The sequence below is a fragment of the Photobacterium sp. R1 genome (genome assembly GCF_054600795.1).
On record NZ_BAAHZP010000014.1, the window covers coordinates 73,441 to 88,714 of the forward strand.

Consider the following 15,274-nt stretch of genomic DNA (forward strand, 5'->3'; position numbering starts at 1 on the left):
AGTGCAAAACTTCAGCGGTTCAACCACCGCGAACCTGCGGTGCCTGTCAGTAAAGCGCTGTTGCATCATGATTGATATTCCCCTGCCAGTAACTGCGCGGGAGACAATGGGTCTCCCTGCCAGACATAACGGTGACGGCTTTTGATCAAACCCGAGAGTTCAAGCAGAACCCTTTCTTCCACCAAGGATAAGCCGTCTTCACATAAATACTGCTGATGCAGCACAATGATAGGTTCCAGAAAAGAGAAAGAGCGCGGGTACACCTGCCGGTAAGCACGCTTCAGCGTATCAGCCGCCAGGTAAAAGTGACCGACAGCCAAACGTCGGCTGGAAAAAGGGGCCTGCGAGATTTCCGTGGCACTTTTTCCGGTTCTGGCATCCGTGACCGTCACCTGATCCTGAGCGACCTGAATGTAAATCACCCGTCGATATTGCCGCAGTCTGTTCATACCTCGATCCTTTCTTCACGCACCCGATCTCATCAGATCAAGCCTGATCCTTTTTCTCTTCCAGCAGGAATTTCCCGGACTGCACCAGGATCTTTCCGACACTGATCCAGATTTTCAGAATATAAAAACCGAAGAACAAAGCGATGATATTCATGAATGACTGCGAGACTCTGATTTCATGGCTGCCAAAAGCCAGAAAGAACCCCTGTTCCTGCGTATCAATCAGGTACTGATGCACCGGGCTGCCCGGAAACTCCTGAATATAGTCGTTCAGGTTCAGCGCCAGCAGCATCAGAACATAAGCGCCCATCACCAGCAGGCCACCGCCGATGATCAGCTGAAACAGCCGGGACAGACTCACCTTATTGCCTTGTGACTGTGCGCGTTGGGGCCCCTGCGTTTGTGCGTGTTGCGAATTCGACTCGATGTGATGTATGCCGGCCTGCCGCATCGTAAACCATCCTCTGAGATCCCGACATCCTTCGGAATCGGAATAAATGAAAACAGTTACGAGCGGCGACCAATATTGAAAAGATAAATAAAGACAATCGGTTATCTGAGTTTTTTGCGAGCTCTATTCAAAAAAAGGCACTTCATCACGGCACCGTGCACAAGGTTTTATAGATTCTGACGTTTTACTAATACAGAAGACAATGATGAATAGCTGTATCCAATACAGCAGAACACACCCGTTAGCCTGAAAAACACGGCAAATGAAGCATTCTAAGGGACAAACAATGAATATCAGTCAGGTGATTGACGCACTGCGAGAGAGCGGCTACTACCAGCGCTTAGTTCCCGAGCAAAGTGCGATCAACATTCGCAACTTTGTCTACGGCGACATGGACTACACCGATTTTCAACCGAATCCGACCCTGCCCGGATTTTTCATGTCCAAGTTCTTCAAGGAAAATCTGAAAGACCTGGAAGATACCCCGGAACAGATCGCCCGGTATTTACACGCGCTGGCCCTGTCGATGGAAGACAAGTCATGGGTCACCAGCGTCAACATCCGGAAACTAAGACAGTGGATGCCGACCTTCCATGACTACATCATGTCTCCGTCTCAACTGATGCAGCGCCTTTTCGCCGATGAGTATGATGCAGAAGATGGGATCGAACGACTCAGGAAGGAATTCTCAGAAACCGAAGTCCGCGAATTTCTCCAAAGTGACCACCTCAAAACAGACGGGCACTACAACGATGAACATCATCTGTACTGCCGCTATGTGTGGTTTCCTGAGCTCGAACAGGCGGTGGCAGAAAAAGATCCGGCCCGTTTCGAAGCACTGCTGCTCACTTACCTGCAGGCGCTGGCACACGATTATGCCAATGCCAGCTACATTCCCAACTTACGCAGAAGAAAACGCAAAGGGGACAACAAACAATACCGGACTTCGCTGCCGCCCGAAGCCATTCAGGCACTGACCGCGCTTCTGCAGGGACAGGGAGACTGGGATCAGGATCCGGAGCTGATCCGCAGCCACCTGAATCGCGAACCCATCTATAAACATGACCGGACCGCTTATACCCTGCTGGAAGCCGATCAGGATTTTTGTGCCCTGTTCCGCTGGATTTGCAATAGTGAAGACGAAATTATCCTGCAGTCCGGTGCGGCCAACAATCTGAAGCAGCTGGTCTTTTTGCTGGACCCGAACGTGTGGATTGAGCAGCATTTCCTGCAGGACTGCTACCACTATTGCAGCTGGTCTGATGAAGATGAGGTGATGGAGGAGCTGACCGCCGCAATCGAGGCTGCCCCGGACAAAAAAGATCAGCTCATTGCCTTTACCCTGCGCTACACCTTTGAACATTACGACTGCGCGTTCGGACGTACACCGGCAGGCACGCCGGAAAACAACCCGCATAATCAGCTGCTCCGCACGTTGATTTCGCAGTATGGTGCCCGCTACCTCTGGGAGACGTTCGAGCCCAGAAGCATTATTGAGCAGCGGCTGGGGTATTACACCCTCGCCTCCCTGGCAGAAGACGGCAGCCTGGCCGAACTGAAAAACGCCTATGATCGCCAGTGGCTGGAAGGGCTCAGTGCCCGGTTCACCCAAAACGACAAAGATGCTCAATTACTGTTTGATTATCTTCTCTCCGGAGAACACGAAAGCCAGATCAGCAAATTAGTGATCAATCCAGAGTGTCTTTTCGGGACGGTGTGTTATCTGGAAGACCCACTGCTGCAACGCCTCACCCGCGTAATGCTGAACGGCAAAAACACCAAACACTTCCCGCGCTATCTGATGGGTGCTCACCGGCTCTTCACGTCAGCACCGTTACGTCTGATTTCAGACGTGGTGCTTGAAAAACCGGCCTATCACGACATCGCTTTCAAAGCCTACGCCGAGTACGCCGAATCTTTTGCGGAGCGGAATGAGCTGGGGGATGACAGTTATCGCTGGCAGGGGATCGAGTTTACCGACCACATTGCCGCAGCAGAACTGGAATATCTGATGCAGCATGGTATGGCCTGCGTGCACCAGCTCTCCAAACAGTCCGCCAAATATAAAGGGATTCTGCTGCCCATGCTGAAAGGACGGCTCTCCGTCGCCGAAGAAGCCCTGTTGCTGGTTGATTTCCTGAAAGAAAAACAGAAAGGGGTCATTACAGCCACCAAGGCATGTCTGAACGCCCTGCCGGAGGCACTCCGCCAGACCGTCCGTGAGAAAATCCTGACCGAACTTGCGACCTTCAATGCACTGCAGGAAGTCCATGCGGTTGAAGTGCTGTGTGACCAAGGCATTGATTCAGACATGGCCCGTCATCTGTTGGAACGGGTTCAGTCGACTGCATCCCGCACCCTGCTGGTTGAACAAGGCAATCTCGATTTCACGCAATTATATACCGGCGCTGGGGGTCAGTTTGATCTGGATGCCTATCTGGCGGAAAGCTATACCGCACCGAAAAAAGCACCGCTCGATCTCAGTCTGCTGCCCCTGCCGGAACGGACCGACGGCAAACCAGCAGACGACGCCGTCATGCAGCTGTGCCTGATCTATCAGAACCACGAAGGCTACAGCGTCAGTCAGGAAGCCCACGCGATTGCAGGCGCCTTTACGCCGGCATCTCTGTCACAGTTTGCACACAGCCTGCTGAGCGGATTTGGCCCGAAAATCACCGCCAAGAATAAATGGCTGATGACGATCCCTGCAATTCACGGTGATGCCAGCGTGATGAAAGCACTGGCGGCCCTGACGGAAAAATTCGCCAACGGTTCCAAGCACCAGCTGGCCGGTCACCTGATGAAAATGATGGGGCTCAGCGGCCTGACGCAGGCCTACATGGAAATCGACCGCATCTGCCGCAATACCAAAAAGCAAAGTGTCAAAGATGCCGCCAACGAAGCCTTTGTCATCGGCGCGAAGCAAGCGGGGATCACCAAAGACGAACTCGGCGATCAGCTGGTAGACGATCTGGGCTTTGACGGAGACCAGATTCCACTCGAATACTGTGGTCAGACGCTGTCACTGATCCTCAATGAGGAACTGAAATTTGTCATCCGCAAACCAGACGGCAAACTCACCAAAACCCTGCCGAAACCCAAGCAGGACGATGATGCCGAGCAGGCGGAGCAGGCCAAACAGCATTTCAACGCGCTGAAAAAGCTGCTGAAAGACATGGTCGGCCTGCAGGTCAGACGCATGGAAGATGCTTTTGTGGCGTGGCGGATGTGGTCCCTCGACCGCTGGCAGGCTCTGTTTCTGGGGAATCCGGTGATGCACAAAATTGCCAGCCAGCTGGTCTGGGGGGTGTACGAAAATAACCAGCTGGTCTGTACCTTCCTGCCGAATCCGGAACCGGTCGACATGGAAGATGAACCGGTCGACCTCCCGGCCAACGGCAACATCGGGCTGGTCCATCCAACCGAACTGTCTTCCGGACAACTGGAAGCCTGGCAGAGTTACTTTGACGACTGGAATCTGGAACCTTTGTTCGGCCAGCTGTCGCGGGATGTCGTCGAACTGCAACCGGCCACGGGCAATCAGTACCATGTGCCGTGTTTCAGCCGCAAGTCGCCATCCACCGTCATTAACCGGCTGCGTAAAAACGGCTGGGCGGTCGGTTCCGTGCGCGACGGTGGTTCATTCGACGAACTCTACAAAGAGCTGGACGGGCTCAACGTCGGCATTGAAATCACCCTTGATGAAAGTGTCTGGCATGGCGGATACGGCTACGAAAGTGATGAATCGACAGTCACCGCGAAAACCGTCGAGTTCTACCGCACCGGTCGTCTGCACCGGGGCAGCTATATCTACGATGACTTGCAGGAAGAAGAATACGCCGATCTTCGCCTGACAGCTGACGACCTGCCGGAACGGGTTGCCCGCGAGCTGCTGCTGGAAGCCAAGAAAGCCTTCCTGTAACACTGCGTCTCATCCAGCCAGCCCTCACCTGACGGGCTGGCTGGTTTCTCCGTTTTACTCACGCTCAGGACAAAAGAATGAATATCAGCACGGTACTCGATCAGCTACGGGACAATCCGCTGTACGATGAGCCGGAAGCCGGGCAGGTCATCAGCCAGATCCGGGATTTTGTATACAGCGATACCAGTTTGAACCAATTCCAGGTCACGCCCTGCTTATCGCCCATTGATTTAGAAGTCTTTCTCAACCAGACCCTGGAGACGCTGGACGATACTCCGGACCACATTGCCCGATTTCTGCACGCCTTGATCCTGTCGACCGAAAATCAGCAATGGCTCAAAAGTGTCAGAATCAAAAAACTCCGCGCCGTCATGCCGACTTTTCAGGACTGCATCAAAGCCGATTTTACGCTCATGGCGGAGATATTCTCCGACTATTTCGGCAGTGATGCCGGGATCAGCCATCTCCGCGCCATCTTCAGAGAAGATGACCTGCGTCAGTTCTTCGCCGATGAGCGCCATAAAACCAACGGACACTATCACGGCCCCCACCACCTGTACTGCCGGGGAGTCCTGTTCCCTGAAATCAGACAGGCGCTGGCGCGGCGTGACGCCGCGCACTTTGAAGAAGCGCTGATCACTTATCTGCAGGATTTAACCAGTGATTATGCCAATTGTGATTCGTTTCCCGATGCCAATGCGCTGGACAAGAACGACATCAGCCAGTACAGGGCTGCACTGCCGGTCGAGGCAATCACAGGACTCACCGAGCTGCTGCGCGGACGGGGCGACTGGGAGCAGACCCCAGCGCTGATCCGGGCGCATCTGCACCGGAAGCCTCTTTTCTATCATCAGCAGGCCGCATTTACGCTGCTGGAAGCCGACGAGGATTTCACCGATTTATTCCACTTTCTCAGTGACAGCAAGGATCCCATCGTCCACCAGTCTGTTGCGGCCAACCATCTGAAGGAACTCGTCTTTCGGCTGGAACCTTCGCTCTGGTTTAAGAAACAGCTCAAATTAGGCGGCTTCCCCGATTGCCGCTGGTCCAGCAAACGTGAGGTTCTTGAAGAACTCAATCAGGCCGTTGCTGCGAATCCGGACATTCAGGCGCCACTCATTGCATTCATTGTCCGCTACAGCATCGAACACTATGCCTGTTCTTTCTCTCGCATACCGGCCGATGCCCGAAAACCCAACCCGCACGATCAGATTCTGCAAGCTCTGATTGAAACCTACGGCGCCCAAACCATCTGGGAGAGTTTCGAACCGCGCGATAATACCGTCGCACTTCGGGGTTATTACACGCTCAACCGGCTCGCCGCTGACGATCAGCTGGCGGCTCAGAAAGCCGAACGCGATCGGCAGTGGACTCAATCGTTCAGCCCGGCACTGACAGCCAATACTCAGGATGCCAAGCTGCTCGCTGAATACCTGCTGACCGGGGAACACGAAGCAGCAATCGGCACGCTTGCACTTCAGCTTGCGGAAGACAGCAAGTTCCCGCCAGTCTGCTATCTGGAAGATCTGCAGTTGCGACGCCTGACCCGGGTCATGCTGAACGGAAAAAATGACCTGCTTTTCGCCGACTTCTTCAAGGCTGCGGAACGAAAATTTACATCGACCCCGCAGCGGCTGATCTCAGCGATTGTGCTGGAGCAACCTGAATACCAGGCCATCGCGTTCCCGGTTTACGCCGACTTTGCCGAAACATTTGCTGAAATCAACGATCGCCGTTCAGACGAATATGAATGGCGCAACGTCAGATTCCGGCGTCATATTGCTGCCAATGAACTGCAGTATCTGCATCAGCATGGCGTGGCTGTGGTTCAACGGCTGTCAACCCTGCCCGCCCGGTTCAGAGCCACTGTGCTGCCGTTTTTCAAAGGCCAGATCACGACCATTGAAGAAGCGCAGCTGCTGGTTTCCCTGCTGAAAGACAAACACAAAGGCGCCATTGCCGTGGTGAAGGAGTGCATTCTGGCGTTACCGCATCCGATCCGGGCTGCCGTCATGAATCAGATGATCGAAGACCTGACGACCTTCAGTGCCCCGCAGGAAGTGCATGCGATTGAACTCATCTGTGCGTCTGGCGTGAATACGCCAACCGCCCGTCAGTTGCTGGATAAAGTCAGTACCGCCGCTTCCCGCGCTCTCTTGATCGAACACGGCAAGATTGATCTCTGCAGCCTTTATACCAAGTCTGCGGACACCAATGCAGCTAGCGGATTTGATCTGGATGCCTATCTGGCCGACAACTATCACCAACCGAAAAAATCACCGGTTGATTTCAGCCTGCTGACGCTGCCGGAACGTAGGGATGGTAAGCCGTCAGCCGATGCCGCCATGCAACTGTGCCTGATTTATCAGCATCACGACGGCGACCACAGCAGTCAGGAAGCGAACGCGATTGCCGGCACTTTCACTCCGGATTCGCTGGCACAATTTGCGCACAGTATCCTCAGTGCCTACGTCGACAAAATCACGAACAAAAACAAATGGCTGCTGTCGATTCCGGCCATCCATGGTGATGCCAGTGTGATAACCGCACTGGCAACACAGCTTGAAAAATTTGCCGGAAGTTCGAAACACCAGCTGGCCGGGTACGCGATGAAACGCATGGGACTCAGTGGCCAGAAGGTCGCCTTCATGGCCATTGACCGCATCAGCCGCAACAGCAAAAAGCAAAGCGTGAAAGATGCGGCCCGGGCAGCTTTTACCATCGGTGCCAGACAGGCCGGGATCAGCCCGGATGAACTCGGCGATCAGCTGGTGGACGATTTGGGTTTCGACGGCGACCACATTCCGCTCGACTACTGCGGTCAGACGCTGTCGCTGGTTCTCAATGACGATCTGAAATTTGTCATCCGCAAGCCAGACGGCAAACTCAGCAAAACCCTGCCGAAGCCGAAACAGGGCGATGACGCCGCGCAGGCAGTGCAAGCCAAACAACACTTCAACACCCTGAAAAAGCTGCTGAAAGACATGGTTGGACTGCAGGTGAAGCGCATGGAAGATGCCTTTGTCGCCTGGCGGACCTGGTCCTTTGAGCGCTGGCACGCACTCTTTCTGGGCAATCCGGTGATGCACAAGATTGCCGGTCAGCTGATCTGGGGCGTCTATGAAGATGATCAGCTCATCCGCACTTTCCTGCCGAATCCGGAACCTGTCGATACGGCGGATGAACCGGTGACGATTCAGCCCGATGCAAGAATCGGCCTGGTCCATCCGACAGAGCTGTCTGACCCGCAACTGGCCGCCTGGCAAAGCTATATGGACGACTGGAACCTGACGCCGCTGTTTGACCAACTGACACGGGAAATTGTCCGGCTCGAACCCGCCACCAGCAATCAGTACAAAGTGCCGGGCTTCGGCCGCAAATCGCCCTCGACCGTGATCAACCGGCTGCGTAAAAACGGCTGGTCGGTTGGTTCCGTACGGGATGCCGGTTCTTTTGACGAAATCTACAAAGAGCTGGACGGCCTCAGTGTCGGGATTGAAATCACCTTCGATGAGGACATCTGGCACAGCAGTGACGGCTACGAAAGCGATGAACCCAGGGTCACCGCCAAAACCATTGAGTTTTACCGTACCGGTCAGTTGCCGCGGGGCAGTTACGTCTACGATGACCTGCAGGACAAAGCATACGCCAACCTGCGTCTGGCCGTCGACGATCTGCCGGTCCGGATTGCCCGCGAGTTGCTGCTGGAAGCTCAAAACGCTTTCCGGTAATCCAAACCGAACCGTCAGCCCTGAGCTGCTGACGGTGTTTGAATGTGAACCACGGCGCTCTGGTGAACAACACCTGCACCACAAGCCATTTTCGACGAGATAAAAACGATGCAAAACGCACAACGTTACCCTGCAGAAACCCTGTATGCCGCTGAGCTGGCTGCCCTGCGCAACGCTGATCAGGGCCAGAAACCGGCAGGCTGGCAGCTCAGCCCGCGTATGGTCCGTACCTTCATTCTGGGCAGCAACAACGAGCCGGTTCAGGGTACGACCATCAGCCGCAAGATTTACGGCAATGACGCCGTCGTCGAACGTGCCATTGTGACTTTAATGAGCCAGCAGGGGCTGATGCTGGTCGGCGAACCGGGTACCGCGAAATCCTTGCTGTCAGAGCTGCTTGCCGCCGCGATTTCAGGCCAGAGTACCCTGACCGTTCAGGGCAGTGCCGGACTGTTTGAGGAAAATATCCGCTACAGCTGGAACTATGCCGCGCTGCTCAAGGACGGTCCGAGTCTGGCGGCCATGGTGCCCGGCCCGCTCTTTCACGCCATGCAGCAGGGGCAACTGATGCGGTTTGAGGAAATCACCCGCTGCCCGACCGAAGTTCAGGACAACCTGATCCCGGTGATGTCTGACCGCATCCTGCAAATTCCGGAACTCAAAGACAGCGACGCAGCCTACATGCTGTCCCAGCCCGGCTTTAACATCATTGCGACGGCCAACCTGCATGACCGCGGTGTGAATCAGATGTCTTCGGCACTGAAACGCCGCTTCAACTTTGAAACCCTGCAACCCATCAGCACCAAAAAACAAAAGACAGAGCTGGTGATGACTCAGGTCAACCGTCGTCTTCAGCAGGACGCCCTGGATGTTCAGATTGATCTGGATACCACCGAGCTGCTGATCACCGTCTTTGATGAGCTGCGCAACGGCAATGTCTCCGGGCTGGCAGTGACCTCACCGACCACCCTGCTGTCGCTGGCCGAAGCGATGAACGTTGCCTATAACGCGGCCATCAGCAGTCACTATTTCGGCGATCAGCAGGTCTCCGCCGAGCATCTGCCCCCTTTTATGCTCGGCACCATCATCAAGGACAATGAAAAAGACCGCGCCTGTTTCGAGGACTATATCCGGGTGATCAGGCGCAAACGGGCAGACGAACCCCACTGGCAGGCGTTTCTGGCCGGATGTCAGAACCATGGCTGAATCGTCCGGATTACAGGCCTGCCTGGCGGCCCTGCATGCGAACCCGCAGCTGATCTGGGCGCCGGTCCGTCACCACAGCCCGATGTGCAGCTGGCAGCTTGGTCGTCTGTTCAGACAACATCAGCCTGAGGTGGTACTGATTGAAGGGCCGCAGGATGCCAGTTTCCTGATCCCTTTTCTGCAGGATGAACAGACGCAGCTGCCGCTGGCGATTTACAGCTATCTGCGGGATAACACCTTATCCGACCTTTCGCCGGTACCTGACAAAGAGACGGATGAACCTTCACCGCCAAGACTCAAGTCCAGCCGGGTCTTTATACCGTTTGCGGAGATGTCGCCGGAATGGCAGGCCATCCGGCTGGCCAAACAGGCGCAGGTTCCCTGCCAGTTTATTGATTTGCCCTATGCCGCTCGGGCAACTGATGGGGCAGCCGATGCTGAACGGGATCAGTTGCTGTACGACAACAGAAAACTGGAAGAGGGCGAATATCTCACGGCCCTGCTGGCCGACAGTGATTGCGACGATTTCGACCCGTGGTGGGATCGCCATTTCGAATCTGCGGGTCATACTTCCCCGGATGAATTTTTCACGCAGATGCACCAGTTTTGTCTGCTGATGCGAGACCTCTCTGTCGACAGCGACCCGGAAACCCTGCAGCGCGAACAGTTCATGGCGCAGCAGATCCGGCCTTTTCTGGCTGAAGGCAAGCGGGTGCTGGTGGTCTGCGGCGGCTATCACTGTCTGGGCATTGCGCATTTTCTGGCATCCGACGGAGCGGATTCGGTCTCAGTGCCACCACGCCAGCCATTGCCCGGACACTGGGAGTCTGGCTCCCACCTGATCCCTTATGCTTTAAACCGTTTCAGTAAAAAACAGGGGTATCCGGCGGGCCTGACCGATTGCGGGTATTACCACCAGCTCTGGCAACGACTGTCCCGGCAGCCAGCTCAATTGCCCGGTGATTTCACACGTCGCTACCATACCGATCTGACGGCCGGATTCATGGCCTTTCTGCAGCAGAAAAACTACCCCGTGGCGCTGCCGCAACTGACCGACGCGCTGGTCATGACCGAACAACTGGCAAATTTACGCGGCATTCCTGCCGGACGCTCCGAATTGCGCGAATCGCTCACGACTACCTTGCTGAAGTCCCACCAGCCTTCGGACACCTTTTTCCGCCGGTGGCTGGATGATTATTTTGATGCGCCAGCGATTGGCCGGGTGCCTGCCGGGCTGCCGGTCGCACCTTTAATTCAGGATTTCCGCATGCTCACTGCACAACTCGGTTTGCCCAGAGATTTTCTGGCCGGGGCGGTGAAAAAAGAGTTGTCGATCTACCGTAAACCGAAACACAGAGCGGTGTCCCAGTTTCTGCACCGGCTGAATTTTCTCAATATCCCTTATGCCTGTCTGATTGCCGGGCCGGATGCCAATGATCCGGGATCGCTGCATCTGGTCCGGGAGCGCTGGCAGTGCCAATGGCAGACAGAAACAGACGCGGCGCTGATCGAATCCAGCCATCTGGGTGCCAGCATTGTGGATGCCGCCCGTCACAAGCTGCAAGTTGCATTCGAGCAGGAAGATCCCGGTTCGGTTGAAATGGTGTCTCTGCTGCTTCAGGCGATGCAAATGGGCGTCCAGCAATGGCTGCGTCCGATTTTTCACCGGGTTCAGCAACTGCTGGAACAGGAAACCGATCTTGCGGCCCTGCATCAGTCGCTTCAAATGCTGCTGACCTGCAGTCACGGCGGCGGGATATTCAGTGCCGTCTCCACCGACGATCTGGCAGGTTTAATCCAGCACACCTTTATCCGGATCTGTACCCGTCTGCCACGCCTCGATAACAGCTACCCGACGGAAGCCTGTGCCGGATGGATTGCCGCTCTGTCTTTCATGACACGCCAGTATCCTGAACTTTGTCCGACAACCTATTTCATCGATGCCGTCGAAGCCAGTTATCACCGCTCTCCCTCTGCCCTGCTGACCGGCGCCTGTGCCGGGGTTCTGATCCGGCATGACCGGCTCAGCGATCCGCTGGAAACCTGTCTGGAACAGGCTTTTGCCCGGCAACACAGTGATCCGGAAGCCGTCGGCGATTTCCTTTTCGGCCTGCTGACCACCAACAAAAGTCAGCTCCTGCAACCCGAACCTCTGCTGCCGGTGCTGAACCACCAGCTCTCACAGCTCGATGAAGCGACCTTTCTCACCAGTCTTCCGGCCCTGCGGCGCGCCTTTTCTCAGCTGACACCCAGAGAAGTTGCGGATTTCAGTCAGCTGAGCCTGACGGATACCGGCTCGGGTTTGCCGGTACAGACCCCGGCGGTTTCACAAGACACACTGCTTGCCGCGCAACAGCTGCGTGAGCTGCTGCGCTCCAGCCAGACTCATTGGGGGATCAACGCATGAGTACTCACAACGCACTGTCCCGGCGCTGGCGGCTGATCCTGGGGAATGTCCATCCGTATGAGTTAACCGGCGAAGACAGAGCTCGGGATGAATGTCTGGAGACCCTGTATGCCCATGAATACCATGGCCGGGGTGGCAGCCAGCAAGGGAACGACCTGCAGGGCGGTACCGCCTCCGGCATGCCGAGACCGGTCACCTGGCTCAATCAGGTCCGGAAAGCCTTTCCGGTGCCTGCAGCCGAAATCCTGCAAAAAGAAGGAATTGAACGCTACGGCATTCAGGAGTTGCTGCTGGATAAAAACATTCTGGCCACCATGAAACCGGATATCGGGCTGTTGCAGACCATTCTGGCCTTTCGTTCCCAGATCCCGGCGTCGCTGGAAAAAGAAATTGAAGCCATCGTGACTCAGGTCTGCGCGGAACTGGAAGAAGTTCTGTCACAGCCGGTTCAGGCGCCATTTGCCAGCCAGCGCACGCCGTTTCGCAGCAGCCGGAAAATGCCGGTCGCGCTGACGGACTGGCGCAGCAGTCTGATGCGCAACCTGAAACACTATCAGCCGGACGAGCAGGTGCTCCTGCCGGAGCGGATGTTTTTCTTCCAAAGCCAGGTCAGTCAGGTGTGCTGGGACATCCATCTCGTGGTGGATCAGAGCGGCTCCATGGTCAACAGCCTGATCCACGCCACGGTGATTGCCGCCATTTTCTGCCGGTTATCGGTGCTGAATGTCCGGCTGGTGCTTTTTGATACCCGGGTGGTCGACATGTCGGAATTTATTGATGATCCGATCAGAAATCTGCTGTCTGTTCAGTTGGGCGGCGGCACGGATATCGGCAAGGCGATGCAATATACCCGGAAGCAAATCACCCAGCCGCACCGCACCATCGTCGTGCTGATCAGTGATTTCTACGAAGGCGGCTCCCCGGTCAATCTGTATCAGCAGGTCGCCAAAATGCAGGAAGCCGGAGTCACCCTGCTTGGCCTCACCGCTATGGATTCAAACGGCGCTGCCAGTTACGACCATTCCGTGATTGATCGCTTACTGAAGATGGACATGCCGATCGCGTCGATGACACCGGAAAACCTGAGCCAATGGGTCGCCGATGTCATCCGGTAGCCAGTGCACAACACACAGAAGAGAAAGACACCATGCGTTTATCTGACTGGACCCGCCAGCTCACTGATGAATACCTGATCAACTGGACCAGCAAAGGGCTGTTCCGCCGGGCCGTGAAAATCGCGGAAAAACATCCGGATATCGTCCCGGCCGACCCGACATTGCCCCTGACTTTGCCGATCGACAGTTTTGACGTCACTTTATCGGATACCGATCTGGCGCATTTCAGCTGCCAGTGCGGCACGTTGGGCAGTTGTGTCCACCAGCTTGCTTTTCTGCTGAAACTGCGCGAACTGAACGAGAATGAAACCGCACCGCCCGCTGAACCATTTCGGCCCGAACGCTGGTGCATTGCTTCCCGTGAAGCCCTCGATCAGGCTTATGGCCGCGGCAATGCCACGCAGGCGATCAAGCTTTACCAGAAAGGAGTACTGGTCACGATTGAGCCGCAGGCGGATCACTGTGTCGTGAATCTAAGCCTGCACAGCCAGAAATCCTTTCAACTGCTCTTGCCCGCCACCGGTGAATGGTCATCCGTACTGTGCAGCTGTAAAGAGACACCCTGTGTGCACCGTTCACTGGCGATTCTGGTTCTTTCCGTAAAGCACAAGACCTTTTCGGCGGAATCAGATGCCGCATTCGATACCCTGAATCCCGAACAGGCTGAACTGGTCAGCACTGCGCTCGACTGGCTTCAGGCCCTGATTCAAACCGGGACCATGGAATTTCTGGGTTCACAGATCGAACAGGGCAACGGATACTGCACCGAGCTCAATCAGGCCGACCTGCCCAGACCGGCGGCCCTGCTCCGCGGTGTGACCGCAACGCTCAGCCTGATGCAGCAAAAACATCAGCAAGCCTCACACACCCGGCTGCTTGAACAAATCGCGGAAACCCTGTTGCATTTAAATGCCCTCAGTCAGTCCACATTGCCGCAGCCACTGAGTGCGCTGGCCGGTCAGCATCGCCGGCTCTACCGGCCGCAGGCACAGATGACGCTCGTGGGTCTGAATGCGGTGTACTGGGATGACCGGCATGGCGGACGGGGTTTCCGGTACTATTGCTATGATCCGCAGACGGCAGATTTCTACACCGTGTCTTCCAGTCGTAAACATGGTTTTGACTCTTCGTGGTCGCCGCATCAGGGATTCCACGACTGTCAGCTGAGCCGGTACCCGCTCAGCGCCCTGAGCTTCCGGGAATTTGAATTTGCCGGCGCGACCAGCGAGGACGGCAGCATCAATGCCTCACAAACCCGACACCTGAACCTGTTGCGGCCGGTTTCGCTGCAGAGGCTGCGTGAGCTTCCCGGCCTTTCAATTCAGGTCCAGTGGCGAAGACTGGCAACACGGCTTGCGGCTCCCACGGCCCCGGATCACCGGGATTATCTGGGCTGGGTTGCAGCAACAAGCAGAAAACCCTTTGTCTCTTTCCCGTCGCTGGGAATATGGCGGGCAGAATGCCAGAGCCAGTGCGGGCAGGCCGTTACCGTCGAAATACCGGCCCGTGAGCTGACCCCGGGTATCCAGAAATGCTGGGATTCAACAGCTGAAATGGTCCTGTTCGGCCGCTGGCAGACTGAGCTGGGCATCCCGGCATTCCAGCTCATCTCTCTGATTGATGACGACTTGATACAGGCGAACCGGAAAGAACACGCATGACTGAACTGACCCTCAACACTTTCATTCAGGACTGGCAATTCTGGGCGGAACGATATCTGGCCCAGGGGCTGAATGCCCCGGCCCCATATAATATTCAGCTGGCGCGGCAATGGCAGACACAGGCGGAACTGCTCGGCTTTTCAGATCTCGCTACACTCGCGGCGCAACTGACCGATGCCGAGCTGAGCCCGGCACAACAGGCACAGGCGTTCCGGCAACTGGTCATGCAGATGCATCTGCTGAAACGCCAGGCACTCGGGCAGCAGCTGGCTTTGCTGACAACGGACATGTCTGCGGAGCCATGACACATCCGGCATAAAAAACGCCCCGGT

At 55.8% G+C, this 15,274-nt stretch carries 9 protein-coding genes; 7 read left to right on the plus strand and 2 right to left on the minus strand.

All coding sequences use genetic code 11. The features are described from left to right. Window positions 1-65: 65 nt before the first annotated feature. Entirely contained in the window at window positions 66-449 is a 384-nt protein-coding gene (locus tag ACYP03_RS19560; RefSeq protein ID WP_330961581.1) for a hypothetical protein, read from the minus strand. A 37-nt stretch (window positions 450-486) separates the two neighbouring features. Further along, window positions 487-900, minus strand: coding sequence for a hypothetical protein (locus ACYP03_RS19565; RefSeq protein WP_459781803.1), 414 nt, complete (start codon window positions 898-900; stop codon window positions 487-489). A 286-nt stretch (window positions 901-1,186) separates the two neighbouring features. On the opposite strand from ACYP03_RS19565, the gene ACYP03_RS19570 reads away from it, so the two are divergent. From ACYP03_RS19570 to ACYP03_RS19600, 7 genes are all read left to right on the plus strand, one after another. Then, window positions 1,187-4,822 carry a DUF4132 domain-containing protein gene (locus tag ACYP03_RS19570; RefSeq protein ID WP_459781805.1) on the plus strand — a complete coding sequence of 1,212 codons (3,636 nt, stop codon included), beginning with the start codon at window positions 1,187-1,189 and terminating at the stop codon, window positions 4,820-4,822. A gap of 77 nt (window positions 4,823-4,899) precedes the next feature. Beyond that, window positions 4,900-8,553 carry a DUF4132 domain-containing protein gene (locus ACYP03_RS19575; RefSeq protein ID WP_459781807.1) on the plus strand — a complete coding sequence of 1,218 codons (3,654 nt, stop codon included), beginning with the start codon at window positions 4,900-4,902 and terminating at the stop codon, window positions 8,551-8,553. A gap of 108 nt (window positions 8,554-8,661) precedes the next feature. Continuing rightward, window positions 8,662-9,759 (plus strand): ATP-binding protein, encoded by a 1,098-nt coding sequence (locus tag ACYP03_RS19580; RefSeq protein WP_248144267.1) that lies wholly within the window; start codon window positions 8,662-8,664, stop codon window positions 9,757-9,759. Then, window positions 9,752-12,166: a DUF5682 family protein gene (locus ACYP03_RS19585; protein ID WP_459781809.1), complete on the plus strand. Its 2,415-nt coding sequence runs from the start codon at window positions 9,752-9,754 to the stop codon at window positions 12,164-12,166. Before ACYP03_RS19580 ends, ACYP03_RS19585 begins: the two co-directional genes overlap by 8 nt. Next, window positions 12,163-13,281, plus strand: coding sequence for a VWA domain-containing protein (locus ACYP03_RS19590; RefSeq protein WP_459781812.1), 1,119 nt, complete (start codon window positions 12,163-12,165; stop codon window positions 13,279-13,281). The genes ACYP03_RS19585 and ACYP03_RS19590 overlap by 4 nt, the downstream gene beginning before the upstream one ends. Further along, window positions 13,257-14,942 (plus strand): hypothetical protein, encoded by a 1,686-nt coding sequence (locus tag ACYP03_RS19595; protein ID WP_459781814.1) that lies wholly within the window; start codon window positions 13,257-13,259, stop codon window positions 14,940-14,942. Before ACYP03_RS19590 ends, ACYP03_RS19595 begins: the two co-directional genes overlap by 25 nt. Next, the gene (locus ACYP03_RS19600) at window positions 14,939-15,247 is read left to right on the plus strand and encodes a hypothetical protein (protein WP_330961589.1); all 309 of its coding nucleotides are present in this window, start codon (window positions 14,939-14,941) and stop codon (window positions 15,245-15,247) included. Before ACYP03_RS19595 ends, ACYP03_RS19600 begins: the two co-directional genes overlap by 4 nt. Window positions 15,248-15,274: the final 27 nt, after the last annotated feature.

Coding starts and splice junctions, on each gene's coding strand:
- ACYP03_RS19560 (WP_330961581.1), bottom strand. CDS start 449: ATGAACAGACTGCGGCAATATCGACGGGTGATTTACATTCAGGTCGCT.
- ACYP03_RS19565 (WP_459781803.1), bottom strand. CDS start 900: ATGCGGCAGGCCGGCATACATCACATCGAGTCGAATTCGCAACACGCA.
- ACYP03_RS19570 (WP_459781805.1), top strand. CDS start 1,187: ATGAATATCAGTCAGGTGATTGACGCACTGCGAGAGAGCGGCTACTAC.
- ACYP03_RS19575 (WP_459781807.1), top strand. CDS start 4,900: ATGAATATCAGCACGGTACTCGATCAGCTACGGGACAATCCGCTGTAC.
- ACYP03_RS19580 (WP_248144267.1), top strand. CDS start 8,662: ATGCAAAACGCACAACGTTACCCTGCAGAAACCCTGTATGCCGCTGAG.
- ACYP03_RS19585 (WP_459781809.1), top strand. CDS start 9,752: ATGGCTGAATCGTCCGGATTACAGGCCTGCCTGGCGGCCCTGCATGCG.
- ACYP03_RS19590 (WP_459781812.1), top strand. CDS start 12,163: ATGAGTACTCACAACGCACTGTCCCGGCGCTGGCGGCTGATCCTGGGG.
- ACYP03_RS19595 (WP_459781814.1), top strand. CDS start 13,257: ATGGGTCGCCGATGTCATCCGGTAGCCAGTGCACAACACACAGAAGAG.
- ACYP03_RS19600 (WP_330961589.1), top strand. CDS start 14,939: ATGACTGAACTGACCCTCAACACTTTCATTCAGGACTGGCAATTCTGG.